This window comes from Streptomyces sp. NPDC047014, from assembly GCF_040644195.1.
In the GTDB taxonomy this organism is placed as follows: domain Bacteria; phylum Actinomycetota; class Actinomycetes; order Streptomycetales; family Streptomycetaceae; genus Streptomyces.
On record NZ_JBEYVX010000047.1, the window covers coordinates 14,095 to 39,321 of the forward strand.

The 25,227-nt window shown below is 68.7% G+C and carries 20 protein-coding genes, 2 pseudogenes and 1 CRISPR repeat array; of the genes and pseudogenes, 7 read left to right on the forward strand and 15 right to left on the reverse strand.

Translation table 11 applies throughout. From position 1 onward, the window contains the following. Window positions 1-71: 71 nt before the first annotated feature. Both ABZ873_RS22820 and ABZ873_RS22825 read left to right on the forward strand, forming a co-directional pair. Window positions 72-1,127 carry a Tat pathway signal protein gene (locus ABZ873_RS22820; protein ID WP_360875070.1) on the forward strand — a complete coding sequence of 352 codons (1,056 nt, stop codon included), beginning with the start codon at window positions 72-74 and terminating at the stop codon, window positions 1,125-1,127. A gap of 78 nt (window positions 1,128-1,205) precedes the next feature. Further along, window positions 1,206-1,694, forward strand: a complete 489-nt coding sequence (locus tag ABZ873_RS22825; RefSeq protein ID WP_360875073.1) for an SAM-dependent methyltransferase — start codon at window positions 1,206-1,208, stop codon at window positions 1,692-1,694. On the opposite strand, the gene ABZ873_RS22830 is transcribed toward ABZ873_RS22825, so the two are convergent. The 8 genes and pseudogenes from ABZ873_RS22830 to ABZ873_RS22865 form a co-directional block, all read right to left on the reverse strand. Further along, the gene (locus tag ABZ873_RS22830; RefSeq protein WP_360875076.1) at window positions 1,648-2,196 is read right to left on the reverse strand and encodes a hypothetical protein; all 549 of its coding nucleotides are present in this window, start codon (window positions 2,194-2,196) and stop codon (window positions 1,648-1,650) included. The genes ABZ873_RS22825 and ABZ873_RS22830 overlap by 47 nt on opposite strands. 58 nt (window positions 2,197-2,254) lie before the next feature. Beyond that, window positions 2,255-2,602, reverse strand: a pseudogene (locus ABZ873_RS22835) (transcriptional regulator); the annotation flags it as partial. 94 nt (window positions 2,603-2,696) lie between these two features. Continuing rightward, window positions 2,697-3,371 (reverse strand): type I-E CRISPR-associated protein Cas6/Cse3/CasE, encoded by a 675-nt coding sequence (gene cas6e / locus ABZ873_RS22840; protein WP_360875079.1) that lies wholly within the window; start codon window positions 3,369-3,371, stop codon window positions 2,697-2,699. Further along, on the reverse strand, window positions 3,368-4,249 hold the full coding sequence (gene cas5e, locus ABZ873_RS22845; RefSeq protein ID WP_360875082.1) for a type I-E CRISPR-associated protein Cas5/CasD: 882 nt from the start codon (window positions 4,247-4,249) through the stop codon (window positions 3,368-3,370). The genes cas6e and cas5e overlap by 4 nt, the downstream gene beginning before the upstream one ends. Continuing rightward, window positions 4,246-5,424 (reverse strand): type I-E CRISPR-associated protein Cas7/Cse4/CasC, encoded by a 1,179-nt coding sequence (gene cas7e / locus ABZ873_RS22850; RefSeq protein WP_360875085.1) that lies wholly within the window; start codon window positions 5,422-5,424, stop codon window positions 4,246-4,248. Before cas7e ends, cas5e begins: the two co-directional genes overlap by 4 nt. Before the next feature lie 69 nt (window positions 5,425-5,493). Beyond that, on the reverse strand, window positions 5,494-6,255 hold the full coding sequence (casB, locus tag ABZ873_RS22855; RefSeq protein WP_360875088.1) for a type I-E CRISPR-associated protein Cse2/CasB: 762 nt from the start codon (window positions 6,253-6,255) through the stop codon (window positions 5,494-5,496). Between the two features lie 42 nt (window positions 6,256-6,297). Next, window positions 6,298-7,881 (reverse strand): type I-E CRISPR-associated protein Cse1/CasA, encoded by a 1,584-nt coding sequence (gene casA, locus ABZ873_RS22860; RefSeq protein ID WP_360875090.1) that lies wholly within the window; start codon window positions 7,879-7,881, stop codon window positions 6,298-6,300. 252 nt (window positions 7,882-8,133) lie between these two features. Next, a complete protein-coding gene (locus tag ABZ873_RS22865) occupies window positions 8,134-11,073 on the reverse strand; it encodes a CRISPR-associated endonuclease Cas3'' (protein WP_360875093.1) in 2,940 nt (979 codons plus the stop codon). 208 nt (window positions 11,074-11,281) lie between these two features. Beyond that, window positions 11,282-12,769: a CRISPR direct-repeat array (repeat unit 29 nt; unit sequence GTCTTCTCCGCGCGGGCGGAGGTGTCCCG). A gap of 381 nt (window positions 12,770-13,150) precedes the next feature. Between ABZ873_RS22865 and ABZ873_RS22870 the strand changes: the two genes are divergently transcribed. Together ABZ873_RS22870 and ABZ873_RS22875 are read left to right on the forward strand one after the other, a co-directional pair. Next, window positions 13,151-13,384: a DUF397 domain-containing protein gene (locus tag ABZ873_RS22870; protein ID WP_360875143.1), complete on the forward strand. Its 234-nt coding sequence runs from the start codon at window positions 13,151-13,153 to the stop codon at window positions 13,382-13,384. A gap of 113 nt (window positions 13,385-13,497) precedes the next feature. Next, a complete protein-coding gene (locus tag ABZ873_RS22875) occupies window positions 13,498-14,400 on the forward strand; it encodes a helix-turn-helix transcriptional regulator (RefSeq protein ID WP_360875096.1) in 903 nt (300 codons plus the stop codon). A 33-nt stretch (window positions 14,401-14,433) separates the two neighbouring features. On the opposite strand, the gene ABZ873_RS22880 is transcribed toward ABZ873_RS22875, so the two are convergent. The 5 genes from ABZ873_RS22880 to ABZ873_RS22900 all read right to left on the reverse strand — a co-directional run bounded on the left by ABZ873_RS22880 (window position 14,434) and on the right by ABZ873_RS22900 (window position 18,556). Beyond that, window positions 14,434-15,267, reverse strand: a complete 834-nt coding sequence (locus ABZ873_RS22880; protein WP_360875099.1) for an SAM-dependent methyltransferase — start codon at window positions 15,265-15,267, stop codon at window positions 14,434-14,436. 182 nt (window positions 15,268-15,449) lie between these two features. Further along, window positions 15,450-15,881 (reverse strand): hypothetical protein, encoded by a 432-nt coding sequence (locus tag ABZ873_RS22885; protein WP_360875102.1) that lies wholly within the window; start codon window positions 15,879-15,881, stop codon window positions 15,450-15,452. Beyond that, window positions 15,878-16,753 carry a helix-turn-helix transcriptional regulator gene (locus tag ABZ873_RS22890; protein WP_360875105.1) on the reverse strand — a complete coding sequence of 292 codons (876 nt, stop codon included), beginning with the start codon at window positions 16,751-16,753 and terminating at the stop codon, window positions 15,878-15,880. Before ABZ873_RS22890 ends, ABZ873_RS22885 begins: the two co-directional genes overlap by 4 nt. A 246-nt stretch (window positions 16,754-16,999) precedes the next feature. Further along, window positions 17,000-17,251 (reverse strand): hypothetical protein, encoded by a 252-nt coding sequence (locus ABZ873_RS22895; protein ID WP_360875108.1) that lies wholly within the window; start codon window positions 17,249-17,251, stop codon window positions 17,000-17,002. Between the two features lie 819 nt (window positions 17,252-18,070). After that, window positions 18,071-18,556, reverse strand: coding sequence for a DUF6233 domain-containing protein (locus ABZ873_RS22900; RefSeq protein ID WP_360875111.1), 486 nt, complete (start codon window positions 18,554-18,556; stop codon window positions 18,071-18,073). Window positions 18,557-19,692: 1,136 nt separating this feature from the next. On the opposite strand from ABZ873_RS22900, the gene ABZ873_RS22905 reads away from it, so the two are divergent. From ABZ873_RS22905 to ABZ873_RS22915, 3 genes and pseudogenes are all read left to right on the forward strand, one after another. Next, window positions 19,693-20,694 (forward strand): DUF6192 family protein, encoded by a 1,002-nt coding sequence (locus ABZ873_RS22905; protein ID WP_360875114.1) that lies wholly within the window; start codon window positions 19,693-19,695, stop codon window positions 20,692-20,694. A 2-nt stretch (window positions 20,695-20,696) separates the two neighbouring features. Next, complete coding sequence (locus ABZ873_RS22910; protein ID WP_360875117.1) at window positions 20,697-21,116, forward strand: RacP protein; 420 nt, start codon at window positions 20,697-20,699, stop codon at window positions 21,114-21,116. A gap of 71 nt (window positions 21,117-21,187) precedes the next feature. Next, window positions 21,188-22,099, forward strand: a pseudogene (locus ABZ873_RS22915) (IS5 family transposase); the annotation flags it as partial. On the opposite strand, the gene ABZ873_RS22920 reads toward ABZ873_RS22915, so the two are convergent. Together ABZ873_RS22920 and ABZ873_RS22925 are read right to left on the reverse strand one after the other, a co-directional pair. Continuing rightward, a complete protein-coding gene (locus ABZ873_RS22920; RefSeq protein ID WP_360875146.1) occupies window positions 22,039-22,455 on the reverse strand; it encodes a hypothetical protein in 417 nt (138 codons plus the stop codon). The pseudogene ABZ873_RS22915 and the gene ABZ873_RS22920 overlap by 61 nt on opposite strands. A gap of 867 nt (window positions 22,456-23,322) precedes the next feature. Then, window positions 23,323-25,122, reverse strand: coding sequence for a hypothetical protein (locus ABZ873_RS22925; protein ID WP_360875120.1), 1,800 nt, complete (start codon window positions 25,120-25,122; stop codon window positions 23,323-23,325). Between the last annotated feature and the right edge of the window lie 105 nt (window positions 25,123-25,227).

A 25,227-nucleotide genomic window follows, 5' to 3' on the forward strand; every position in this document is an offset into this window, starting at 1 on the left:
ATGGACAAGCAGGCCCGGTCCGCAAGAACAGCGACCCAATCGCACAACTTGTCGATCTCGGGGGGACCGACTTGGACCTGCAGCGCCGCCGCACTCTCAAGCGCACCGCCTTCTCCCTTGCGGGGATGTTCCTGCCGTCCGACCGCTGGTGGCAGGACACCGTCACCGCGGCTCGAACACGAAAGCCCTCGGCGGGGTGGCATGTCGGCCCCGACGACGTGGCCGCCGTACGCGAGATGACACAACTGCTTTCCCAGCGCGAACAGCGCCGCGGGGGCGGGGACGGCCGGTCCGCCCTGGTGGCCTACCTCCGCACCGATGTCGCGGGCTACCTCGGCGGCAGGTTCCCCGACCACCGTACGCGGCAGGAGATGTTCAACGCCGCCGGTGAACTGGCTTATTTGGCCGGCTGGACCGCGTTCGACTCCTCCGAGCACGTCCTCGCCCAGAAGTGGCTCGACGTAGCCCTTCGACTGTCCGCCGAAGCCGACGATGCCCCACTGGCCGGACACATCCTCCGGGCCCAGGCGCACCAGACCCTCGACCTCGGCCACCCTGCCCAGGCCCTCAGGCTCGCCGAGAGCTCCCTCGCCCACCGGCGGTACACCGACGCCAGCCCTCGCGAACGCTCCCTCCTCGGAGTCGTACACGCACGCAGCCTGGCGGCCGCCGGCCACAAGCGGCAGGCCATCGCGGCCCTCCTTCGTGCCGAGGACGACCTGCGCCACGCCGAGAACGGGGACGACGAGCCCGCCCGGGTCTTCTTCTTCTCCGAGGCGTCCCTCGCCCACGAAACGGCTCGCACCCTCCAGGTCCTCGGAGACCTCCGCGGAGCCGAGCGCGAGTTCCGGCGCAGCGTCCGCACTCGCCGGGCACAACCGTTCGCCCGCACTCACGCGGTCACCCTCGGCCTGCTGGGCGCGGTGCAGATACGGCGGGGAGCTGTCGACGCCGCCTGCGCCACCTGGTCCCAGGCCCTGGACACCATGCGGGGAGTCCAATCCGGGCGCGCCCTGGACACCGTGGTCCACATGCGTCGCACCCTGTCCCCGTACCGGGGCCGCGGAGGCACGGCGCTGTCGGAACTGGACGACCGCGCCCGCGCGGTGATCGGCCAGGTACGCTGACCGCGCCACCACACCAGTGGCCCGTACCAGGGTCGCTCCGGCCCCCGGAGCGGGCCGGCAGCCACAGGGGAGGATCGAGTGAACGACCCGATCACGCTGGAAGCCATCGCCCACGTCGTCGGTGGCCACGAGAAGCCGGCCGACGACTACCAGGGTGGGGTCGAAGCGATCATCCGCCTGCGCCCGGAGTACCCGTTGGACGCCTTGCGGGGCCTTGAAGAGTTCTCCCACCTCATCGTCACCTGGCACTTCCACCTGGGCTCCGATGCGGACCTCCACCTCGGGGCTCGCAGTCCCCGCGGAAACTCGGACTGGGAGCCCACCGGCACCTTCGTGCACCGGAACCACAGGCGCCCCAACCGGATGGCCACGTCGTTTCCCCGGCTGCTCAAAGTGGACGGCAGAGACCTGCACGTCACCGACCTCGATGCCGTGAACGGAACCCCCGTCTACGACCTCGGCCCCTACTTCGAGGAGATGGGCCCCCGCGGCCCGCTCTCCGCCCCAGCCTGGCCGACGGTCATGCTGGAGAACTACTGGGATCCCGCCGCCCAGCGACCTGAGTAGAGCCTGGCAGGGTCTCGGCCCACCCGCCGACGAACTGCGCAACCTCTCCGCGGTCCTGGGCCAGCCCGTCGCCCCCGGAGCCCCCATGGAGCCATAAGGGCACCTCCTCACGACGTGCCGCCGGCGCCGGTGACCCGCAGGAATCGCTCCATGCCTTCTCAGCGCGGGTGCGCCGGGGGCCGGGACTGTCGAGGGTGTCGTCCCACGGCGCGTATTCGGACTCCTGCTGCACCGCGCTGCCGGGACTCGGGGGGCTGTGCGAGAGGAATACGTCCTCTACGGGCATGAGGGTGTCGAGCCAGGCGGTCCAGTCGTCCTCGCCTCCGCCCTCGGGGACCAGGCGGTAGACCGTGGTGCCGGTGTCCTCGGGGATGTCCACGATCACACCGGTGCGGGAGGTGGTCGTGTCGTAGGCGAGGTCGCCGCGCAGGGGCCAGCGCGGGTCAGGATCGTTCGCTTGCTGTCGTACGCGGTCATGGGCAGTGCGACGCGCAAAGGTCATGTAGCGGACCGTGGGCAGTCGGCTGCGGGTAAACATGAATCCGTGGAATACCCGCAGGTCAATCCAGTGAAAATCGTTGGGTCATGCCGCGCAGCCGCTGACGGGTCGCGACCCGCTCGGCATAGATGATCTTCCGTAGCGTGGCCCTCGCGACGGGGTGGTTGCGGACCAGCTGCGGGGCGATGCGTTCGGCGGTCTCCAGCTCGGTCAGCGCCTGATCGCGGTTGCCGTCCCACAGCCACGCGCGGGCGAGGTCCATGTGGTGGTGGCCGAGCCGGGAGTTGGGCAGGACCGCGATGTGCGCGGGGTCCGCTTCACGGTTGAGGCGGAGAGCCTTCGTCTGGTCGCTCATCTCCAGGGCGGCGCTGACGCTGTGGATGATCACGTTGCCGAGGCTGAACGTGACGAGCTAGAGGAGGACAGTGGGCCCGTTGCGGTGGGCGCGGTGAGACGGCGTCGCGCGTTGATGGTGCTCGGCGTGCGGGGTGCGCGGCGAGGCATCAGGACTCCCTGCGGGCGGGGGCGATGCTGAGGAGGCCACAACCGTACGCCTTGCCGCGTCCGATGCCGTGGGTGATGGCCTGGCGGAGCAGGCCGACGTCGGTGATGGTGGCGGTTCCGTCGAAGCGGGTGCGGTGGTGGCTGATGGGCCCGTTGGCGTGTTTCGTGTTGCGACTCTTGGGGTGGGGGCCCCGGATCGCGTCAAGAGGTTGGGAGCGGATGGCCGTGGTGATCAAGCCGGCGTTGGCGGCCTGGCGTTGCCACCACTGGTCGGCGGCCTCTCCGTGGAGGGGCACGACGGGAGGCAGGTTGTAGAGGGCACGGGTCTCGGCGCCGGGTTTGCGGACGGGGCTGGCGACGCAGCGGTAGTGGACGGCCCTGCCGGGGGCGAGGGCGTCGAGGAGGTCGTCGAGGGGGTGGGAGTGGAGGGTCGCGTAGTCGGTGGGCAGTCGGTCCAGGGTGGGGCGCTGGTTGCTTTGCAGGAGCAAGACCGGGCCGCGGGGGGTTTCGTCGGTGCGGAAGAGCAGGCCGAGGTGGGCTCGGGGCTGGGGGCTCAGTCCGTCGGGGAAGAGGGCCATCACCCGGTGGTGGAGGTCGGTGCCGGAGCCGCTGAGGTCGCGGCGGGCCTGCCGGGAGGCGGGGTCGGGCATGAGGCGGCTGAGCCAGAGGGTCACCGGTGGCTCCCTTCGAGCGGGTGGAAGTGGTCGGAGGAGTAGGCGGCGAGGGCGGCGAGTTGCCGCAGGCCGAAGCCGTGGCACTGGTGTATGTGCAGGGGCACGGTGCGTTTGTACAGCGGCCGGCTGAGGTAGCTGCGGTGGCGGGGGCGGTAGCTGACGGGGTCGTCATTCACGGTGGAGTGCACGCGGGCGGCGTCCGCAGTGAGCGATCCGTCGGCGGGGACGGGGAGGACGTCCAGCGGGTGGTCGGAGAAGAAGTCGATGTCGACGCTGTCCACGGCCGGAGCTGCCCCGCGGCCGGTGCCGCTGTCATGCGGGGGTGGGGGTGCGGGGCGGTGGTGGCGGGCGAGGGGCAGATGGATGAGGTCGTGCAGGGCGTGGTCGCTGCTGCCGATGAGCAGTGGTCCTTCGGGAGGGCAGGACCGGCGTCCGAGGTAGAGCGGCCAGCGGGGCGCGCGCAGGGCGGTGGCCCACGCGTCGGGGAGCGGCCGGCCGTCCGGGTGGGTGAGGGCTACGGTGAAAGCAGCGTCGGCCAGGTACCAGCGATGGCTGGTGAGGGTGGCGGTGTCGCCCGGGCGTTTGGTGCCTTCGGCGGTGGTGACGGTCAGTTTGTTGGGCAGACCGCCACCGACGGTGTGGAAGTCCCGCGTCAGTACCCCGGGCCGGTCGGCGCGTACGGTCACCGACAGTGCGGTCAGTTCGCCCAGGGGCTGGTCGCGGTTGCGGCCGAGGGCGGCGGCGAGCAGGCCGATGACTCCGGAGCGGGTGGGGAATGATGCGGTGTCGCGTTCGTTGAAGTGACTGTGCTCACCCCAGGACTGCAGCGGTCCGGTCAGCCGCAGCAGCAGGCCGGGGACGTTGGCCTGAGATGTCACTGTCGGGCCTCGCCGGAGGTGGCAGGGCTGGGAAGAGCGGCGGCGACCGCGGCGGCGAGCAGTGCGTCGAGGCTGTCCGCGCGCTCTCCGAGGCCGTGGACGTCCTTGAAGTCGGGGCTGGCCCAGGCTCGGTGCAGGACGTGGCGGTCGCCGAGGAAGCCGTTGACGGCGTGCGCGTAGTCGGCGAGGGACCGCACGGAAGGGGAGGCGTGTCCGCCGTGCTCGGCGGCCCGAATGGGCTGTTCGAAGGCGGCGGCGTAGGAGACGGGCCGGTCGGAGCGGGCGACGATGTGCACGAGGTGGGGGATGGTCTGGGCGGCGGTGGAGTTCTTCTTGGCCTGCGGCAGCGACAGGGCGTATGCGTCGAGGAAGTCCCGTACCAGGGTGCGGGCGAGCGTGGGATCGTCGCCGAGGTTGGCGGTGAGGGCGTCGAGGTCGACGGTGGCGTAGCGGTAGAAGGTGCCGGCGTTGTACTCGGTGTGGCCCATGTGGGCGCTCCCGCTCTCGTCCCCCCACGCGTTGGAGACGTCGTCGACGGCGGTGAAGTAGTCGAGTTCGACGTCGGTGGTGTGGGTGGTCATGGCGTGGGCGACCTGGACCGCGCCGTCCACGCCGGCCCGGTCGATCTCGGCGAGCATCCGGCCGAAGAGGTTGATCACCGGGTTGCGTTGGCGCAGGATGGCCTCGACCGCGTCTTTGGGCAGTGCGCTCTTGTCAGAGGGCTTCTTGATGTCCTTGGCGTCTTCGATCGCTGCGCGGTGGGTCTCGGCGAGGTCGGCGAGGTCGGCGACCGCGGCGTCCGGTACGTAGATCATGGCGTTGGTCAGCACTCGGTTGGGCACCGGCTTGCTGTCCTCTTTGTCCAGCTCGAACTTGATGCTGCTGCCTGCGGCGACGTGCGCACCGGCTCGTTCAGCGATCTGGTGAGGCCACTTCCGCTCCACGAGGATCTTGGTGACTGCCTCCCCCACCCGCCGGGTACGGCATGCGCTGTGCCCGGACAGCTGCTGGAACCGGTCGCGTGCAGCCCGCTTCCAGGACTGGCTGCTGACGCGAGTACGCAAGGCGTTGCCGAAAAGTACCGTTTTGACGGAATTCGTATCGTCCCGGTTGAGGTTGGCGAACGGTACGGACTGCAGGACATGAATGTCGATGAAGCGCGGTTGGGGAGCCATTGTGGTGCTCTCTTTCGTAAGGGTGGTGCGGACGGGTGGGGCCGGTGCGGGGTGGGCGCGGTGCGCGATTCAGGCTGTCTCGTCGGCTTCGGCCGTATCGGTGAGGTCTGCTGCGCGGGCCCGTTGTTCCTCGTGGCGTGCGCGGGCTCGGTAGTAGTCCTGCAGCCAGCGGCGGCAGATGCGCTTGGAGGAGGTGGGCCAGGCGGTGAGGTCGGCCATGAGCTGCGCGTAGTCGATGGCGACGCCGGCCTGGCGCAGGTGGCGGACGCTGGCGGGCAGATGACGGTGCAGGCCGTCGAGGCTCTGCCTGGTCAGCAGGGTGAGGCGGGTCTCGGCGGTCTGGGGGCGCAGCGCGGAGGTACCGCCGGCCTCGACTGCGCGGGCAAAAGCAAGCCCCAGACTGGTCCCCGGACTGCCCCTGCGGGCCTCGTGCGCCGCTCGCTCGTCGGAGCGCGCCGGTCGGTCTCTGTCGCCCTCGGCTTGGTCGGGCCTCTGGGCCTTGGTGGTGTCGTTGGCTCCGTCGTCCTCGGCGCTCTCCGGTGTTTCGTCGCTGCCGGCGTGGGTGAAGCTGTGCCGGGGACGGTCGGCGATGAGGGAGGCGATGGCGTAGTAGGCGCGTTCCTCGGCTTCGGTGCGCCGGTCGGGCAGCCAGGCTGCGACGATCCGGTGGGAGGCGGGCACGTCATCGAGGCCGCGGCGCAGACCGCGCCGCAGCGCGACGCGGGCGCCGGGATCCTTCGCGCACAGGTCCTGGATCCACTGGACGTATGCCCGGTGGTGGCTGGGTGGGGTACGGCCCGTGGGGGCAGCGGGTGGTGCACTCGTTTCCATGGGACTACGGCTCCTGCATCTGCGTGTGTCGGGGGAGGTGGATCAGCGTGTGGGGCGGCGGTGGCCGCCGTACAACTCGATGCGGGCCTGCGTGGCGGCCTTCGCGCCGCGCGGTGTGTGGCTCACAGGGGCGGTGACCGTGGCGTACGCCTCCTCGGCCAGGCGCAGGAAGGCTCTGCGGGCGGCAGCGCGGTCGAGACCGGCCTCGACGAGCAGGGCGCCGCTGCGGTCGAGTCCGCGAAACCTGGCCCAGAATTCGTCCTGTGCGCGTGGCCAGTACATGGCTGCGGCACGTTCGGCCCAGGATGCGGCCTCCTTGGCTTTCTTGTCGTCGCTGTAGAGTGCGTGCGCGCGTCGCACGGCACGGTCCAGGCGCCGGCCGTACATCTCCCCGAGGACGCGAAGGCGGCCGGCGGCCGGCGCGGTCCCGGCGTTGTCGGTCTCGGCATGCGCGAGAACGGGAGGGGTGATGCCGGTGACGAACTGCCGGTCCTTGGCCTGCCCTTCCTGGTCGAAGCCCAGGGCCCGCACTGCGAGGGGCATCTCGAGCGCGTCGGCAAACTCCAGGGCGGTGGTGAAGACAGGGGGGCGCCGTGGCTGGGCAGGCCCGCCGGCTTCCGCGAGGAGCAGGGCGTCCAGGTCCCGCCACAGTCCCCGCGTGGCGTCGGCAGGCCGCGGATAGACGTTGCCTTGCTGGCTTACCTGCCAGATCAGGTAGGGATCGGTGCGCGGGATGCGGCCCGTGCGATAGGCCCAGGTGATGAAGGCGTCCGCCACGTGGGAGGAATCACCGGGGTCCGGGATGAGGAGTACGGCATGCTGAGAGACGGCCGTGAGTCTGGAACACGGCCCGGTCACCGGCGGGGGATCCGCCTCCGGGTCGGGTAGCTCGGCCCACTCCCACGGACACAGGTCCGTCTCCCGGCGAACCACCGTCTCCGGCTTCATCAGCCCGGCCAGCAGCGTCTCGAAAAGGGTGGAGCCTTCCGGGTGGTAGGACAAAGCCGTGCGCAGTGGGCCGGCTTTCATCGTCGACGACGATTCTCCGCCGACCTTGCGGGCGGACCCGCGGCCGGCCGCACCGTAGTAGTGCCAGGTGAGCATGTCCAGGAACGCCCGCCCGGCTGGCAGCGGGTCCGGTGTCCCGTCCTGGGTATGGCTCCACCAGGCGTGGTTGTTGCCTGAACAGCGGGTCATGGAGAGCTTGTTGACTCCGGCCGACCTGAGAGGATCGCACTGGCGTGCGAGGCGCGGGTCCTGCATCCAAGGCCGTCCGCCCTCAGGGTCGAACAGCCGGAAGCGGTGTCCCCACGTCGCGAAGTAGTCCTCGATACCGTCCTGCGGGAGGGTGCCGTCGTCGAGGATCCGCAGTCGGCGACGGGCCCAGTCGCCGGGACATGATTCGTCAAGGGCGGTAACCCGGGCGGTCAGCGCGTACAGGATCCGTAAAAGGGCGGCGTACGCGGGTGGATCGGGGACGGCGAGCGCGGCGATCTCGTGACTGCGCGCGAGTACCTGCGACAGCGTGACGGATGCAGGCAGCCCGGGGTGGGCAGCGAGGGCTTCAGTGGTCCACTGCACGGGCACACACGGCTCATCGTGGAGCTGAAATCGGGGGTCCGGCATGGTTCTCCTGGCGCGGGCGGCACAATGCTGGAAGGGGCTTCGCGCAGGCGGAGGTGTCCCGTAGGTGCTGTGTGTCAGCCTCTCCGGAAGGGTCCCCCTTGCTCGCGCGAGCGAGCGACGTGTGGTTCTGCCACCAGGGGTGGCAGAACCACACGAGAAAGAATCTAAGTAGGTTCTGTGAGTATTGTCTTGGGAATCGGAAAATCTGTTGCTTCCGGCGTCCTTGGACGCCGTCCCGGGGGGTAGGCCGCGTCAGTGGCGTTCGGAAAGGCCCTCGGCCGCGTCGAAGGCGACCTCACGGGTGCCGAGTTGCCCCGTCCACCGACACGGCCGGGCTGGATCGGACTGCAGCGGCAGCAAGACCACATCACGCAGTGTGGTGATCTTCCGCCAGGCCGGCGGCTGTGCCGGTACAGGCTCCGCACCGCGTGTCCAGCGTCCCGGGACCGGAACCAGCCGGGCGACGAGTTGTCTAAGCGCAGCGCGGGTGGAGACCCCGTCCCGCGGGAGAAGAAGACGGCCGCCCTCGTCGAGCGACATGCGGCCGTCCGGCTGCTCGAAGAGGCACAGCAGCCGTGCGGAATCGGCTCCCAGACGTGTGGTCAGCAGTTCCTCAACACCTTCCACAGAGGGGACGCTCAGCTGGGACAGGTCACCGTCCACGTCGGCAGGCGCAGGGACGGCCGTCATCCACGCCAGGCTCTCCTCGGCCAGTCGGCCCCCTTTCCGCTGTGTGTCCAGTGCCCGCAACCTCTCCGAGAAGGCGCGCGTGTCCTGCAGCACAGCCACGTCCAGACGGTCGGCGAAGTCCTCCGCATACACTGCGTCCACGAGCTCTTGTACGTCCCCCGGGACCGCGACCGGCATGTCGGCCCGCGCTTTCAGCAGGGCAGCGGTCCGCAGGAGCAGGCCGTGATCGTAGAGGTCCCCCCACGTCTCGGGTGGCTCGGTCTCCCCGTTGCTGCCGACCGGCTCCAGCACTACGAGAGCGGGACGGTCATCGTCTGCTGCCCAGGCCGGCCGACCAGCCCGGCCACGCGAGTGCCGTCGGCCGCGGCCCGCACGCTGGAGCAGCAGCGCGAGCGGCGCCAGGTCACTGACGACCAGGTCGAAGTCCAGGTCGAGGGACTGCTCCACGATCTGCGTGGCCACGAGGATGGAGCCCTCCCGCACGGCCGGCGCCACCTCGCGATCCGGCTTCCCGTACGCGGCCTCGCACCCTCGGGTGATCTCCTCCCGCAGGAGGCCCGGGAAACGGGAATGCAGCAGCCGGATTCCGCCCGGTCTGCCTGCGAGACCGGGAAACGCCGCCCGCAGGTCCCGGAACGTGCGCTGAGCCTCCGCGACCGTTGTACAGCACACCAACGCGGTCCCGCCCTCGCGCGCAAGCGGCCGCAGCACCCCCCGCAGCGCCGCTCGCCGCCCACCCGCCCGTACCGGCGCCCCTGCGGTGTCCCACACGTCCCATGCGACCGCCTGGCACGACACCTCCACAGTCCGCGGCCGGTTCGTGCCGACCTGCCTCGGCGCCGAGACATTGCCCGTGACCGCATCGACGAACAACCACCCGGGGTAGGTCGGCTCGACCGCCACCGGCTGTGTGAACCCGGCCCCGCGCCGGTACGCCTCCACCAGCGTGGTTGCGGTACGGCCTGCCAGCGTCGCCGACAGCAGCACCACCGAGGTCCCGAACGCACCGAGCCATTCCAGCAGCCGCACCAGAAGCGACTGCATCCACGGCCCGTACGCGTGGGCCTCGTCGACTACCAGCACTTTGTCCGCTAGACCGAATAGCCTGAGCGACCCGTACCGCACCGGCAGCACACCCCGCAGCACCTGATCGAGGGTGCCGACACCCAACGGCGCGGCCAACCCCCTCTGAGCCCCCTGCCGCAGCCACGAACCGGCCTCCACCGCAGTTGCCGAGCCCGCGCTGAACACCCCGGCCACAGCCGCGCCCCGACCCTCGCCCGCCTGGCATTCCGGCATCGAAGGCAACCGCCAGGTGTCGGCTGGCGCGCGGGGCCCGAAACCGGGCCGGGACATCAGCGGGCTCAGCCACGCACCCGAATGCAGCAGCATCAACGCCCGTTCCCCCGACAGCGCCCGCTCGGCGAAGTCAGCGACCCGCGGGAACATGGCATCCGCCGTCGCCATGGTCGGCAACGCGAAGTACACCCCCCGCGCATCCGAGGTCCGACCCAGCAGAGCGGCCGCGTGCAGAGCCGCCTCCGTCTTTCCGTCCCCGGTGGGCGCGGTCACCAGCACCAGTCCCGAACCACCGTCCGCCACCAGCCGCGGCAGACACTCTGCCAGGTCTGCCTGCAACGGGTTGGGCCGGAACGGGAACAGATCCCCGAAATCACCTTCTTCGGCAACCGGAAAACCGACCCTGCCCAACCGCGCGCCGCGGGCCGCCTCCGGCGCCGCAGCACGCGCTGATCTCCAGTGCGCATCCAGATCATCCGGCCTGCCGCGCCAGTGCTCGGGCTTCAGCAGCGCATCGATCCACCCGACATCACTGACCAGCCAGTCCGACAGCACCACCAGGCCGTGCACATAGACCGACATCTCCGCCGACAGCATCCCCGACGGCACCGCCACCCCGCCGACCACCCGCCGCACCTCAGCCAGATGCAGCCGCCGCTGCTCTTCCCAGCCCGCCGCTCCCAGCCCCGCCTGATACCGCGACGCCTGAGCCAGCTTCCGCGCCGGCACCGACCCGAAGCAGCCGTGATGCCCGCCCAGCAACTGCGCCACCCCGTACGCGGCACGCCCCCGCCCCACCGGATAACCAGCCTCACCCAGCAGCACCGCCAGCGCCCAGTGCGTCGCCATCTCGTGGCGGAACTCCCGGGCCCCAGACTCCGCGCCCGGCGCGTGCACGTAGCGGGACTCTCTCAGCAACTCGGCATACAGGCCGTCGACTTGAGCCTGAAAGGGAACCGAGATCTTCCCCAAATCGTGCAGCGCCGCCCATACCGCCACAACAAGCCGAGCCTCCTCACGTGAGAGGCATAACTCCCGGGCGATCCGGCTCTTCAACCGGTCAGACAGCAACCCGTCCCACAACTCCAGGCAGATCGCCCCCGTATCGAGCAGGTGACAGACCAGCGGATACGCCCAGCGAAGCCCCCTCTCCTTGCCCCACAACCGCACATCGAGAGAGCCGACTTGCATCACATCGCCCATGACACATCACTAGCACTCCCAACTGACAACAACCTCTGACCTGCCCATTCACCCCCAGTCGGCACGATCGGGCACATCGACCCCAGCCAGGCGAGTACCGTCGGCACGCCACCTCATCTCCCCGCGAAGCAGGCCAGCATGAGAACACCGCCAAGTCCGACCATGGGTAAAGAAAAGGCAAAATGGCGCTAACGTGGCAGGTCAGGAAGAGTCTTCTCCGCGCGGGCGGAGGTGTCCCGGCGAAGGGGGCCGAGGGCGAGGAGGACGTGGAGTCTTCTCCGCGCGGGCGGAGGTGTCCCGAGCATCGGCTGTGGCCGGTGACCAACCCCCGCGTCTTCTCCGCGCGGGCGGAGGTGTCCCGACAGGGCTTGTCCTGCAGTTGGAAGCGCCGAAGTCTTCTCCGCGCGGGCGGAGGTGTCCCGCCATCGACAACGCGCTCGGCGACGTCTTCTCCGCGCGGGCGGAGGTGTCCCGGCCAGGAGCAGGGCGTCTGCATTGTCGGGCGAGTCTTCTCCGCGCGGGCGGAGGTATCCCGCTGCCGACGTACGCCGAACTGACGACGACGTAGTCTTCTCCGCGCGGGCGGAGGTGTCCCGGACCGGGTGAACTCCCGGGCTACTTCGAGGCGGTCTTCTCCGCGCGGGCGGAGGTGTCCCGAGGTTGTTCGCGTCGACCAGGAGGAGCATCAGGTCCTCTCCGCGCGGGCGGAGGTGTCCCGCTCGGGTCGGTCACCAACATGATCCCGGACTGGTCTTCTCCGCGCGGGCGGAGGTGTCCCGGGCAAGACCATCTACATCATCCAGACCCCCGAGTCTTCTCCGCGCGGGCGGAGGTGTCCCGGCCGGACCGGGGTGGCGCTGGCCTGGCTCGACGTCTTCTCCGCGCGGGCGGAGGTGTCCCGGAGAACGGCCACAGCCTCGACATCACGTCGGAGTCTTCTCCGCGCGGGCGGAGGTGTCCCGAGGACGACGTCGGCGGTGTAGCGGATCGTCTCGTCTTCTCCGCGCGGGCGGAGGTGTCCCGACCACCTGGGCGTCCAGGACCTCCATGCCCAGGTCTTCTCCGCGCGGGCGGAGGTGTCCCGCGGACCTCAAGCGGTCCCGGCAGCGGGTGCAGGTCTTCTCCGCGCGGGCGGAGGTGTCCCGGAGGACGCCGTGGCCGGCGACCCGCTCAAGGCGTCTTCTCCGCGCTGGCGGAGGTGTCCCGGAGGGCCCCGAGGCCGACTACGGGCCCGTGGCGTCTTCTCCGCGCGGGCGGAGGTGTCCCGATGCCCCAGGCGCCGCGGCCCCGGTACTCGACGTCTTCTCCGCGCGGGCGGAGGTGTCCCGCCATGTACACCTGGGACGCCTGGTACGGCGGCGTCTTCTCCGCGCGGGCGGAGGTGTCCCGCAGTACGTGCGCTCGCCGCACCCACCGCACGTGTCTTCTCCGCGCGGGCGGAGGTGTCCCGTTCCAGGACGAGGGCGGCAACGTCTACGTCTGGTCTTCTCCGCGCGGGCGGAGGTGTCCCGACGACGAAGGGCGCCACCGGACCCTTCCCGGAGTCTTCTCCGCGTGGGCGGAGGTGTCCCGTCCTGCGGCAAGCAGGAGTCCCCGGACTCCGCGGGTCTTCTCCGCGCGAACGGAGGTGCCCCGGCGATTGACGAGGTCACGGCCGTCTTCGGACCGTCTCCTCCGCTCGAGCGGAGCTGTCCCGGCGAGCCGCGCCAACACTGCACCTCGCCGCCCTCTCAGGGTGTGCGAGTACGGTCCAGTGCCCACCCCCCTCGCGTTGCATGGCCTCACAAACCTCGGACTCGCCCGGCAGATTCCGAAAAGAGACGTCCCGCGATCGGGGTCACGAGCCAGTCCTATCTTCGTCACCGCCGCAGCTGGAAGCTCCGTGCGCGGGAGATCCGCCGCAGCGCCTCATAGATCCGATTATTCGAAAAGAGGAATCGAACTGCACTCTTTCGGGGAAATGACCATGCAGGGGAGGGCTCTTACTCTTGCATCTGCGGCTCTTCGGGTTCCCGTATGGGAATTGGGCAGGGCGGGCCGCGGTCGATAGAGGTCGATAGAGAGGGAAGTCGTGGAGATGGTGGTGGAGAACGGGATCTCGGCAGAGTCCATCCAGGGCGTTACGTGGAGGAAGGCGAGCGCGAGCATCGGTTCTGGGGAGTGTGTCGAGGCTGCCGGGCTGGGGGGCGGCTCGGTTGCCCTCCGGAACTCACGGTTCCCCGAGGGGCCGGCCCTGGTGTTCACGCGGGGTGAGTGGAGCGCATTCCTGGTGGGCGCCAAGGCGGATGAGTTCGACTGCCTTGAGGTCTGAACCGCACGTAAGGTAACGCTCTGGCCATAGTTTGTGGCGGCGGGCATCTCTCCTGCATTCTGTGGACAAATGACTGTCCGTAATATGCCGGAGACCGTATGCCCGCCGCTCACATGCGTCAGCCCGACCGCGACGCGCTGGTAGTGCCGATGCAGGATGGCGGAGACCGCCTCAGCGGCAGGATGCTGGGTGAGGAGCTGCGGGCCCACCGTGAACGGCGGGGTTACAAGCTGGCGGACGCGGCGCGGGTGATCCGCGGATCCACGTCGAAGATCAGCAGGATGGAGCACGGCCAGAGCCCCATCAAGTACCGCGACTTGAACGACCTTGCTCTGTTCTATGGTGTCTCCCGCGAGGAGCGCGCTCTTCTCGACCAGCTTCACCACCAGACCGGGAACGAAGACCTGTTCTTGCGGTTCGCTGACGTGACGCCGAACTACCTCAAGCGGCTCATCCGCTTGGAGCGCCTTGCTGAATGGATCACCGTCTACGAGTCCCGTGTGGTCCCCGGGCTCTTGCAGACGGAGGAATACGCACGTGCGCTGACCCGGATCATAGAGCTGGACCGGCCCGAGAACGAGATCGAGCTCATCGTCGGACTCAGGAAGCAGCGCCAGCTGATGCTCGGCCACCGGCGTCCCAACTTCGTGGCATTGATCTGGGAGAAGGTCCTGTATCAGCCCTTCGGGCCTGCCGGCATGATGGCCGAGCAGATGCGCTTCCTTCGCGCTGCGCACGCGACCAGGAACGTCAGCGTGTGGATTCTCCCGGACTGGTACATAGCTCCTCCGACGTCGGTCTATCACATGACCTACGAAGACGGGCAGAGTCAGGAGCTGGCGTACTCGGAGCACGCGGACGGCGCGAACTACATCACGAGCAAGCACCAGCTGGACCGTCTCCGGAAGCTGCTGACCAACCTCCGGGCCAACGTCTACAAGGGCCAGGACAACGCCGATGCCTTGGAGCAGGCCGTTGTCCACTGGGAGGGGCTGGCGGCGGAGCAGCCGGGCTGAGGCCGGATTCCGCGCCGGCTGCTCCGCGCAGGGTCAGCGCGTGGTTCTGACGCGGCCGACGCCGCCCCACTCGATCCAGTCGGTCAGCCGCATCTCCTTGGGAGGAGGCGGGGAGTCGGGGTACCAGTCGATCACGTCGACCAGGCCGGGGGGTTCGAGGATGTCCAGGGTGTCGAAGTAGCGTCTCACTTCGTCGGGTTCGCGTACGCGTCCCCATCTGTCCTCGGTGGCGTTCCGCATGAGCCGGGTGACGCCGTCGCGGACTGTCTCGTCGTGGCTGACGAGCTGGCAGATGACCATGTAGCTGCCGTGCGGGAGCTGGTCGGAGACGGCCCTTATCAGGGCGGCCGGGTCGCTCTCGTCCTCGGTGTCGGGGATGCAGTGCAGGACGGAGACGAACAGGGCGGCGATGGGCTTGGTCCAGTCGAGGAAGTCGCTGGTGGCAGCTCTTATGGCCTTCGTGCGTCGCATGTCGAGGTCGATGACCATGGTGTGCTCGTTGTCGTCGAGGTAGGTCTCGGCGTGGGCGAGGACCATCGGATCGTTGTCGACGTAGACGACTTTGGCGTCGCGGTGGATCCGCTGGGCGACTTCGTGGACGTTGTCCTGCGTGGGCAGGCCGCTGCCGTGGTCGAGGAACTGGGTGATGCCCTTCTCCTCGGCGAGGAAGCGTACGACCCGCCGGAGGAAATCACGGTTGTTGCGAGCCAGCTGCTGGGTGCTCGGGGCGATCTCCAGGAGCTTCGCGCAAGCGGTCCTGTCGACCTCGTAGTTCTGGGTGCCGCCTAAGAGCCAGTCGTACATGCGTGCCGCGCTGGCGTGACTGCTGTCGATCACGTGAGTTTGGGGTTTCTCCCCGTAGGTCATACGTGCTCCCCTGGGCCCTGGTCTGGGCCAACTCTGCCTGGATGTAAGGACTCATCCTAGGATTGAGCATCGTCGGCGGCTAGTCACTCTGATGAGTGCAGTGATGGCCAGTTACGCCGGGCGCGGGGCGCGAAAACGCCCGGCGCACGCCCTGCTTTTCGGGCGTGCGCCGGGCGGCCTTTTTATGCCTGAAACCGTTCGCCGAGATCGCGTTCGGCTCCGCGCAGCAGGGCCTGCGCGCTGGGCTCGGGCAGGCCCATCAGGTGGGCGGCATCATCGAGCGGCAGACGCAGGTCACGGTGGAGGAGGACGATGTCGGCCTGGTCGTTGCGCAGGACAGCATGGAATTTCTCCGCCGGGCTGGGGCTGCCGGCGTCCGGCGTCCGGTGTGCGGCGGCGGTACGAAGGTCCTCCCAGACCCGTGCTGCGGGGGACTGCGTGCCCAGCACGCTTACCCATCGAGGCTCCAGGGCGTCGAGGACGGCCTGGACGCAGCGCAGGGCTTCCGCGCGGTCGTCGACCCACGTCTCGGCGTACCGGACGTAGGACTCCCTGTTCGCTTCACAGAAGGCTTCGAACCCGATCCGGATACCGGAGATGCGGGTCCGCCTCATGGCCGGAGTCCTCCTTCCCTCTCGGACAGGTGTGCCACTCGGGCGGCCAGCCATAAGGGCTCGAAAGAACCTGGGTCCGCTCCGAGACCGGCGAGGAGGACGTGCAGGACCGACCAGGGTGGGACGTCCCTCCCCCGGAGGGCTGCCTGTATGACGGTCGGCTCGATCTCGGGCGGGCACACGTTGGTGAGCTGCGGTGATCCGGCAGCCAGCAGGGCACCGCGCAGGGCCGCGGCCAACCGTGCGCTCTCCTCGTTCGCTTCGGGAGCGGCCCGGCTTCCTGCGGCGCAGTCCCACAGATGCCGTAGGTCCTCCGGATCGCCGCCCAGCGCATGGGCGAGGGCGTAGACCTCCGGCCAGGAGGCCACCGTCCGGTCGCCGAGCAGGGCCGCGACCGTGGGGCCGGACAGGCCGGTGGCGGCCGACACCCGGGCGAGGCTTGTCCGGGCCGTCCTGTACAGGGTGCGCAGGGCGGAGCCGAGCCCGCGGGGCTCGGCCGGGGGCACCGTCGTTCGCCCTCCCTGGCGCGGTGGATGGGCTACCTCCGCCGAAACCGTGGCGGGGTCCCAGTCGATTCTTACGTGTGCGGGCCGGCGTGCGGAGAGCAGGCGGGCGACCTTGGAACCGCCCCATTTCGCCCGCGCCGAGGCTTCGCTGCACCCTGCCGCCGCCGCGATCTCGGACCACTCCTCACCCCTGCTGCGGGCGGCATCGACCGCCACGGCCACCAGGCACTCCGCGTCCATGGCCACGTCGCCGGCGAGCGCGCAGACGTCCTTGAGGGGCAGATGCTTGCTGCGGTGGAGGTGGAGGGTGTTGGTGACCAGGTCGTGGGTGATCGGGTGCCACGCCAGCCGCGCGGACCGCGGCACGCGTGCACGGTCCCGTTCGCGCTGAGCCCGCCTCCTGCACAGGGGCTGGCAGTAGGTACGGGGGCGTCCGCCCGCCGTCGAGTGTTTGATGGGACCCAGGCAGTACTCGCACCGGGTCGCCTGTGATGGCGTCGCCATCGGTGTTCTCCCTTCGCTGCCCCGCGGGCGGTCGCCCGCCGCGCCGGGAATCCGGCTGGCCAAGGCCGGGTGCAGGCCGCCGTGAAGCGGCCCGCACCCGTGAAGGGGTCAGACCTGGTAGATGCGCACCACGCGCACCATGCTGCGGCGGCTGACCATCACCAGCACCGGCAGCACCGGCAACAGGAAGGGCCAAAAGTCGGCGGCATGCGGCCCGAAGAGCACGAAGACGACGACGACCGTCAGGACGGCGACAAGGAAGAAGCTTCCGCACAGGCGGAAGTCGATCAACGAGGACCAGCGGGTTTCATCCGCGTCCTTGGGCGGGATAATGCCCTGAGGGTGAGCCGGGGGAGTCATAGCAGGCTCCCGGGTCGCTCCGGAGGTCATGAAATTCCTCTTTTCCGTTCGGAGTTTGATGGCCTGACCGCAATGGCCCCGGGGTGCCACCCGGGGCCATCTGCGCGCTGACGGCCATCATCAAGCTGTGTGCTTAGAGCCACCATATCGTCACACCAGGTGTCTTCGCTCCGCTTCGCAAAACATTCCCTTCGTGCAACTTTTGCCACCTGCAAGCGCGTGATCGAAGTGATCGGTATCGATCGAATGTGCGGCGAAGTTGCGATAGAAATTACGTCGACTCGGAAGCTTGTCGCGCACAATATTTTCGCTTCTGGGGTGAGAGGAATTAGCTTGCAGGGAATGCGCAGGTCGGAGGCCCCCGATCGGGTCAACGCCCGCAGCTCCTCCGCTCTCTGAAGCGGAACCCTCACGTCCGGCGGAGTCCGCTCGTGCAGATGGGAAAAATGCGAATGTGCGTAAGTGAATCATGGTGTCGGTAAGTGGCCGCTGGCGTGGCGTTCCCTGGAGTGTGGGGAGGCTTTGCGGTGTCGGGGTCTACTCGGCTCTGAGCGCAGCGTGCAAAACGTGCTACATGCACACATGGCGTGGGCGGGGTGACGCAGCAGGCAAAAGGCTCGGACACCCGACAGGGGAAAACAGGTTCGACTAAAGGCTTCGCGATAGCCCGGTTTGCTGCCCGATGTAACCGAACGCCCGTAAATCGCATGGTTTGCTGCGCATTCGGTGCGCCCCCGAAAACCGGTTAGGCAGTGCTCGACCCGCAGACTCAGACACGCATGATGGCTGTCGGCACAGGGAGGCGCCTCCTCCCCCTGTCTAATCGAATCCCCGACTGAACCCTCTCAGCAATGGTCCGAGCTCATGGGCGGCCCCGCATAGCGCACACAGGCGAGTGCCCGGCCGCTCGGCGCGATCAAGGGCCTGCTGCAAGGTCATGGCCGGTCGGCCCGGCGGGGCCTCTTCGCAGTCGGACGCGTGGATGACGGCGCGGTCAGGACCCCGCCAGCGCAGCGTCTGCGCGACCCAGCCAGGCGGTCGCCCGGGACCGAGCTGCCGCTCCACCGAATCCGGAGCCGGCAGGGGATAGGTCGGGACGCCCGCGTATGCGGCCGGGTCGACATCGATGCGGGGCCGGGCGTGATGGGGGGCGTCTACCCACATGCGGGTGGACGCCGTGGTCATCACGCCGTCCTCGTCACAGACCCACAGGTTGATCGAGACCAGGTATACCCAGCCACCGGCGAGCTGGCGCCGCTCCCACAGCAACCCCGTGGCTTCGCCCTGGGGCAGCAGGATCTGCACCGGCGGGGGAACGAAGTCGCTCGGCTCGCCGGCCCCGGGTGCCGGTGCAGCGGTTGGCGGACGGGGGGTGGCCACGGGTGATCGCCTCTCTATGCTGCCGAGACCCACAGGCGGGCTCGGGCCAGGCGACGCAGCTCGACCATGTCGGTCGGGGAAGTGCCGGGCATCGCCCAGTGCGGGTGGGCGTAAAGATCGCGCAGGGCCTCGATCAGCTCGTGCCGCAGTGAGGCGGTAGCCGTGCCAGGAGGCTGCTGTGCGAGGGCGTCGTAGGCCCAGATCGCCCGGACCTGAGCCTGTACAAGATCGGATGGGAAGGGTGCTCGCGCCATACCCCAATTAGGCCACCTGTTCGAATTTGAGGGCAAGTCGATGCTGGCTCTGGAGCTAGCGGCAACTGTGATGTCCTGTGCCCCCAAGGCCGCAGGCTCCCGTCTCCTGTGGGACCTCCTGCGCGTCCTGCCCCCGGCCAGCCGCTCCAGCCCCTGAGCCCGCGCCGGTCAGCGGGCCCGGTACACGCAGACCTGGAAGAAGGCCATGTTCGACGGGCCGCCGGGCTGGGCGGGGAGGACCCATACCGCGTCCCCGCGGGTAGGTTCCTCCCTCAGTAGCTGTTTCTGATCCCCGGTTCTGGGTAGTTTTGCGCCCTAGGCTGGGCTGGTGTCTGAGGACGCTGCGAGGGCCGGAGAGAGGAACTGTCGGGCCTGCGGGGAACGGCTGAGGCCGGATGCCCGGCCCGGTGCCGCGTTCTGCTCGTCGGTGTGTCGTTCCAGGCAGTGGCGGAAGGAACGCCGGCTGCGGAAGCGTCTGGCGGCCGTCCGGGACGAGGCTGGCATGGTCAAGTGTCCGGAGTGCGGGGCCTGTTGGGTGGCGGGTGTCGATCGCCGCTCGGACGCCCGCTACTGCTCACGGCGGTGTGTCGTGCGGGCTTGGAGGAGCCGGAAGGAACCGTTCGCGGACCGGTCACAGTGACCGCTGAACGAACGCATCCTGAGTCCCGCTTCGGTCATGGGCCGGTCAATTTCGATCGTTCGTTGTGATCTTCCTATTTGCAGTCGGACTCTCGGTGACGGATGCGGGCCCTGTCCCGTCGCGGCTCGAAGTGCCGTGCCCTGGCCCGTACTTGGGTGGTGAAAGCCATGTCCGAGGACAACGAGAACATCGGTGCCGTCAGCCAGTCCCGCTACGAACAGATCGTGGTCGAGCTGCGGGAAGTCGTCGAACAGCAGACCCGGGGGCAGTTCACGATCGGGGACCGCGCCCTTGAGGTCGAGCCGATGAGGCAGCGCGGCGGTGTGGTCGGAGAGAGCGAGTACACCGTCGAGCAGTCGCTGAAACGGCTCGCCGAGGACATCGGTCTGAGCGCCGGCACGGTGAAAACGGCCAGGTGGGTGGCCTCCCGCTGGCCGAAGGGCAAGCGGCAACCGAAGATCGCGTCCTACACGGTCCACCGGTCGCTGGCGAACATCGAGGACGAGGACGAGCGGTTCGCGGCAATCCTGACGCCGCCGGACGGCAAGGCCCGCTGGACCACCGACGACGCCAACCGGCGGGTGGGGCAGCAGGTGGAGACGCCGATCACGCCGCAGGAGAAGGTCACCGCGATCCACTCGCTGGCCCGGGACGCGGAGGTCGCAGCAACCGTGACCACCGACTTCCTGAAGCGTCCGCAGGTCGCGGCCAAAGTGTCGGCGGAGGACAAGGTCCGGGTGGTGGAGGAGTTCACCCGCGACGAGGCGGTGGCGACCACCGCCGCGACCAGTCTGCTCCGGCGGCCGGACGTCGCGTTCAAAGCGATGAGCGATGACACGGCCCGCTTCCAGGTCAACTCTGCCCAGGCTGAACGCAGTCGGCAAGCCCACGACTACTTCGAGCGCACGAACCCCGTCGCGCCGGCCGTCCGCAGCATCGACCGCACGGTGGAGTTCCTGGACCTGGTCACCGCCTGCCACTCGTTCGTCGCCGCGGCCGGCCGCGCCGTTCCCGGCCTGCGGGACCGGACGCTGTCCGAGGACGAACGCGCGATCGTGCACCAGAACGTCGCCAAGGTGAAGGCGACGCTGGACTGGATCGAAACAGCGATCGACACCGGCAAGGTCGACATGGACGACGAGCTCGCCCGCATGCTGAAAGGCGAGTGATCATGCCCCGCGCCTCACGCAAGAAGGGAGACGCGGCCAGACGCCATGCCGACACCATCCGCTTCGTGCTGTTCGAAGCCCGCCCGGCCGGACTGGACTTCGCCCAGCTGGTCCGCGCGGCGGATCTCTCCCCCTGCCAGGTCAGGGCCGGCCTCGGCGCCCTGAAAGACGAGGCCGCGTCCAAGGGCTGGCCGCCGCTGATCTGGACCAGGCCGGACGGCTACCAGCTCGGTGCCGAACGGGCCGCGCTGGAGGCATACGAACGGGCGGTGGTCAGCGAGAAGCTGACCCAGTTCCGCCGGTTCATCACCGGCACCGTCGCCCCGCATGCCGCCGCCCACCCGAACGACAAGTGGGTCAAGCACATCGTCGCCCAGCTCAACTCCATCGAATCCACCCTCGACCTCATCGCCAATGCCTGACCGTTCACCCTCGCGCGGTGGCCGGCCGGCGAAGCCGGTCGGCCACCGCCGCAGGTCAGATGGGGAGGGACATGCGTCGCGCCAGCTATCCCTCGGACACCTCAGACGCCGAGTGGGCCCTGATCGAGCCGCTGCTGCCGACGCCGGCCTGCGACACCGCCCGGGGCGGCCGGCCGGAGAAACATCCCCGCCGCGAGATCGTGGACGCGATCCGCTATGTCGTGGATACCGGCTGCAAATGGAGGGCCCTGCCTGCGGATTTCCCTCCATGGAGGACCGTTTGGGGGTTCATGGCCCGCTGGGCGGCGGCCGGGATCGTCGGCCAGATCCGCGACGTCCTCGCCGGTCGGATCCGCCGGGGCATGGGCAAAGGCCCCAGAGCCGTGGCCACGATCATCGACTCCCAGTCCGTGAAGGCGGCTTCGACCGTCGGCAAGGACTCCCGGGGCTACGACGCGGGCAAAAAGATCAATGGCCGCAAGCGGCACCTGGTCGTGGACACCAAGGGCCTGCCGCTGTTCGTCATGGTCACACCTGCCGACCTGCACGACTCCGCCGCGGCGAAGGAAGTGCTGTTCCGGCTGCGGTTGATGCACCCCGAGATCACCATCGTCTGGGCTGACCGGGCCTACGCGGGAAAGCTCGTGACCTGGGCAAAGCGTCATCTGAACCTGACGATCAAGACCGTCAGCCGCCCAAAGGACAGCTCCGGTTTCGTCATCCTGCCCCGCCGCTGGGTCGTCGAGCGCTCGCTGGCCTGGATGATGAACGCCCGCCGGCATGCCCGCGACTACGAACGGCTCGTCCAGCACTCCGAGACGCTGATCACCTGGGCCGCGATCACACTGATGACCAAGCGCCTTACCCGCACGGGGACAGCCACCGCCTGGGCCAGAAAGCTGGAACCTGTTGGCTGACCTGGTCATTCGCTGGGCTCCGAGTCGTCCCCGAACTCCTTGCGCCAGCGCAGAAACTCCAGGTTCTGCCACATCGCCCCGACCTCGATCTGGGCCGCCGTCAGTCCAGTCTCCCGGACCAGATCTTCCTCACTGAGCCCTTCAGGATGCTGTTCGAGGACGCGGGCGATCTTCCCCGCGAAGAGTTCGCCGGCGACGAACGGCCGACGTTTGTACTGCTCGACCAGCTCGGCCAGGTGCTCACGCGAACACCCGACCACCATCCGCTTCCCATCCAACACCGGGTCGGACGAGTGGACAGCCGACGAGTCCGGGACAACCGAGTACCACTCGGTGCTGTCCGACACCACGGCCCCGCACCAGTCACACAGCTCCGGCTGCGACTCTTCCTCGGCGCCGTCCTCCGACTCACGGTCTGTCACCAGACCTGTCTATCGGCCGCGGCACCGTCAGCACTCACGACGCTCCGAAGCCCGCGAAATGGTTCGCCGCCGGAAGAAAATCAACGGCCGCAAGCTCCCACGGGATTTACCCTGCTCCGGTCAGCCGCCAGCAATACCCTCATCCCTCGCCTCCTCAGCAATCACCTTTGGGTACTCGAGCAACGAAGGCAAGGACACCACCTGCGACATCCGCATTATCGGCACGCGACATGTCGGCGCCCTGCGAGACAGGGGCGCTCTCGCAAACACGTTGAACGGGCTTGGCCGGGAAGAACCTGGAGAGAGGGAGGTCCGCACCTCCACATTGATTCAGCGCGCCGCCCACCGGCACGCCTGCCACGTTGCCACCGATGGCACCGGTTCCGTGGCTGGTAGGTCCGCTGGCCACGGCGCCGTTGTTCAGGTTCTTACAGGCGGTGCCAAATGCGGGACTGAGGAAGTCACCGATCCCGCCCGCCGCAGCGGGCGCGGCAGTGGCTAGTGCAGAACTGAACGCCGCAGCGGCAACACCAAGGACAGTCAAAGTTCGGTGTGTAGTCATACCCGGCAAAACGAGATAGCCCAGCCATCGGTAACGACCCTTCCGAATCAAAAGAAACCCTCCAGGTCGCGTTCTGAGTTCCCAAACACTCACTCACATGCAGAGGGATCCGGCCGGGCCCAGGTGCCCAGGGCCAGGAAGCCGGTTTGCGGCTGCGAGGCGCCGGTGCAGGTCGTAGCGCGACACCGGGCCATCCCCGTCGGCCTTCGGGACAGCCAGAAGGACCGTATCCGGGCATGGCTGCGCAGGGCGCGTGGTGACCTGGCCGCGCGGTCTGGTCTTTGCTCCTTTGGGAGGCGGTGGGGTCAGATGGTGTACCGGCGGTAGCGGTCGTTCTTGAAGAGGTAGATGACATCGTTGCTGCCGGGAGTGGCGCACGCCGCGGACAGCGAGTACGCGAAGGTGGTTCCCTGTACCGAGGGCCAGCCCGCGCTGATGCTCCAGGGACCGTTGACGATCTTCTCGGCGTGCCGGTCGTAGCGTACGTACTGGTCGCCCTTGAAGAGGTAGAGGTCGTTGGTGTGGCCGGGGACCGGGCAGGCGGCGTCGACTCCGCTCATGAACGAGGTGCCGAACAGGCCCGGCCAGTTGAACATGATCAAGTCGGGTTCGGCGTGTGCCTTCTCGGTGGAGACGTTGTAGCGCATGTAGTGCGGGCCCTTGAACAGGTAGACGTCGGTGGTGGTGCCCGGCACCTGGCAGGCCGCGTCGATGCCGTAGGTGAATGCGGTGCCGTCCAGGCCCGTCCAGGAACCGGCGATGCTCTTGGGGCCCGCGACGATCTCTTCCGTGAGCGCGTTGTAGCGCAGGTACTGTTCGCCCTTGAAGAGGTAGAGGTCGCTGGCGCTGGTCGGGACGTTGCAGACAGCGTCGAGGCCGGCGGTGTAGGCGGTGCCGGCCAGGCCGGGCCAGCCGGCGGAGATCAGGCTGCTGCTGCCGACCGGCACCACGGGTTCGTCGCCCGTGTAGCGGACGGTGAGGGAGAAGTCACCCATGCCTTCGGAGGAGGCGTCGAACCTCCAGCTCGCAGTGTGGTTCTGGCTCTCGTAGATGGCACCCAGGGCCGACGGGCCGAAGGCGATACCGCGCGTGAGGACCAGGTCGTCCTTGTTGCGCAGCGACTCCCAGATCGTGGCGAGCATGCTCACGGCCGTGTACATGTGGCCGAGCAGTTCCATGTTGGGCATCAGGCTCAGGAACATGTCGTGGTACTTGAGGGAGTCGACCACCTGCTGGAGCGCCTCGCCCAGCGCCGCGTACCACTCCGCGTTGGACTGATCCGCCTCCCAGATGGTGATGACCGACGTGCCACACCCGGCGAGGGTGGTGTCGAAGAACGCCTTGTCGCCGGAAACGTGATCACCCGCTACCGGGTAGCTCTCGCCCTCGGTGACCGACCCGGTCTCCCCGGTGCGGGTGGTGTGCTGGTAGTCGGCGGCGTTGCACGCGGCGGTCCAGTAGATCTCGTCCCTGCCGCCCCACTGGTCCCCGACCGCCTTGTGGCAGTAGAAACTGCTCCACTCCAGACGGGCCCGGAACGAAGTGTGAGAGCGGGCGGCGTTCGTCTCCTCGCTGCCTGTCTCCGAGAGGTAACCGGTGACGCCGAAACCGTACTCGCCCAGCGCGGCGGTGAACTGCGGGCTGTCCCCGGCCTCACCCGAAGCCAGGACCGCCGCGTCCATCACGGCCATGTTTGGCATCGCGCCGATCAACGGCACCAGTTCACGTACCGCCGTCCAGTACTGCTCACGGGTGAACCCCTGCTCCAGGTCGCGCCGGGCAACCGTCTGCGGCACGAGCGCCACCGCCCCCCGTCGGCGCTGCCCGAGGTACAGGCTACCGATCCCGCGTACCTCCTCCTCGCCCAGCACCCGCTTCAGCGGCTCCAGCAGAGCCTGCTCCAGCTCCGTCAGCTCCAGCCCCTGCTCGTATCGAGCCGCGGCGTGCAGCCACACCCCCGTCATGAGATTCACCGGCCCGCCACGGCGCACCGCCTGCGTCCGCAGCCCTTCCCCGGTCCCCGACAGCAGGGCCTGCCACCGCTCCAGACGCCGTGCCCGCGCCTGCTCGCTGCGGGCTGCGTCGATGCCCGTACCGTCGCCCATCCCAGCCTCCGTGTCACCCACGGCCGGACACGCGCCGGCACCACCGGAAAGCGTAGAGACGCGCCCTTCTCTCCGGACGGTTTGACCGCGAATGGCCGAAACAAG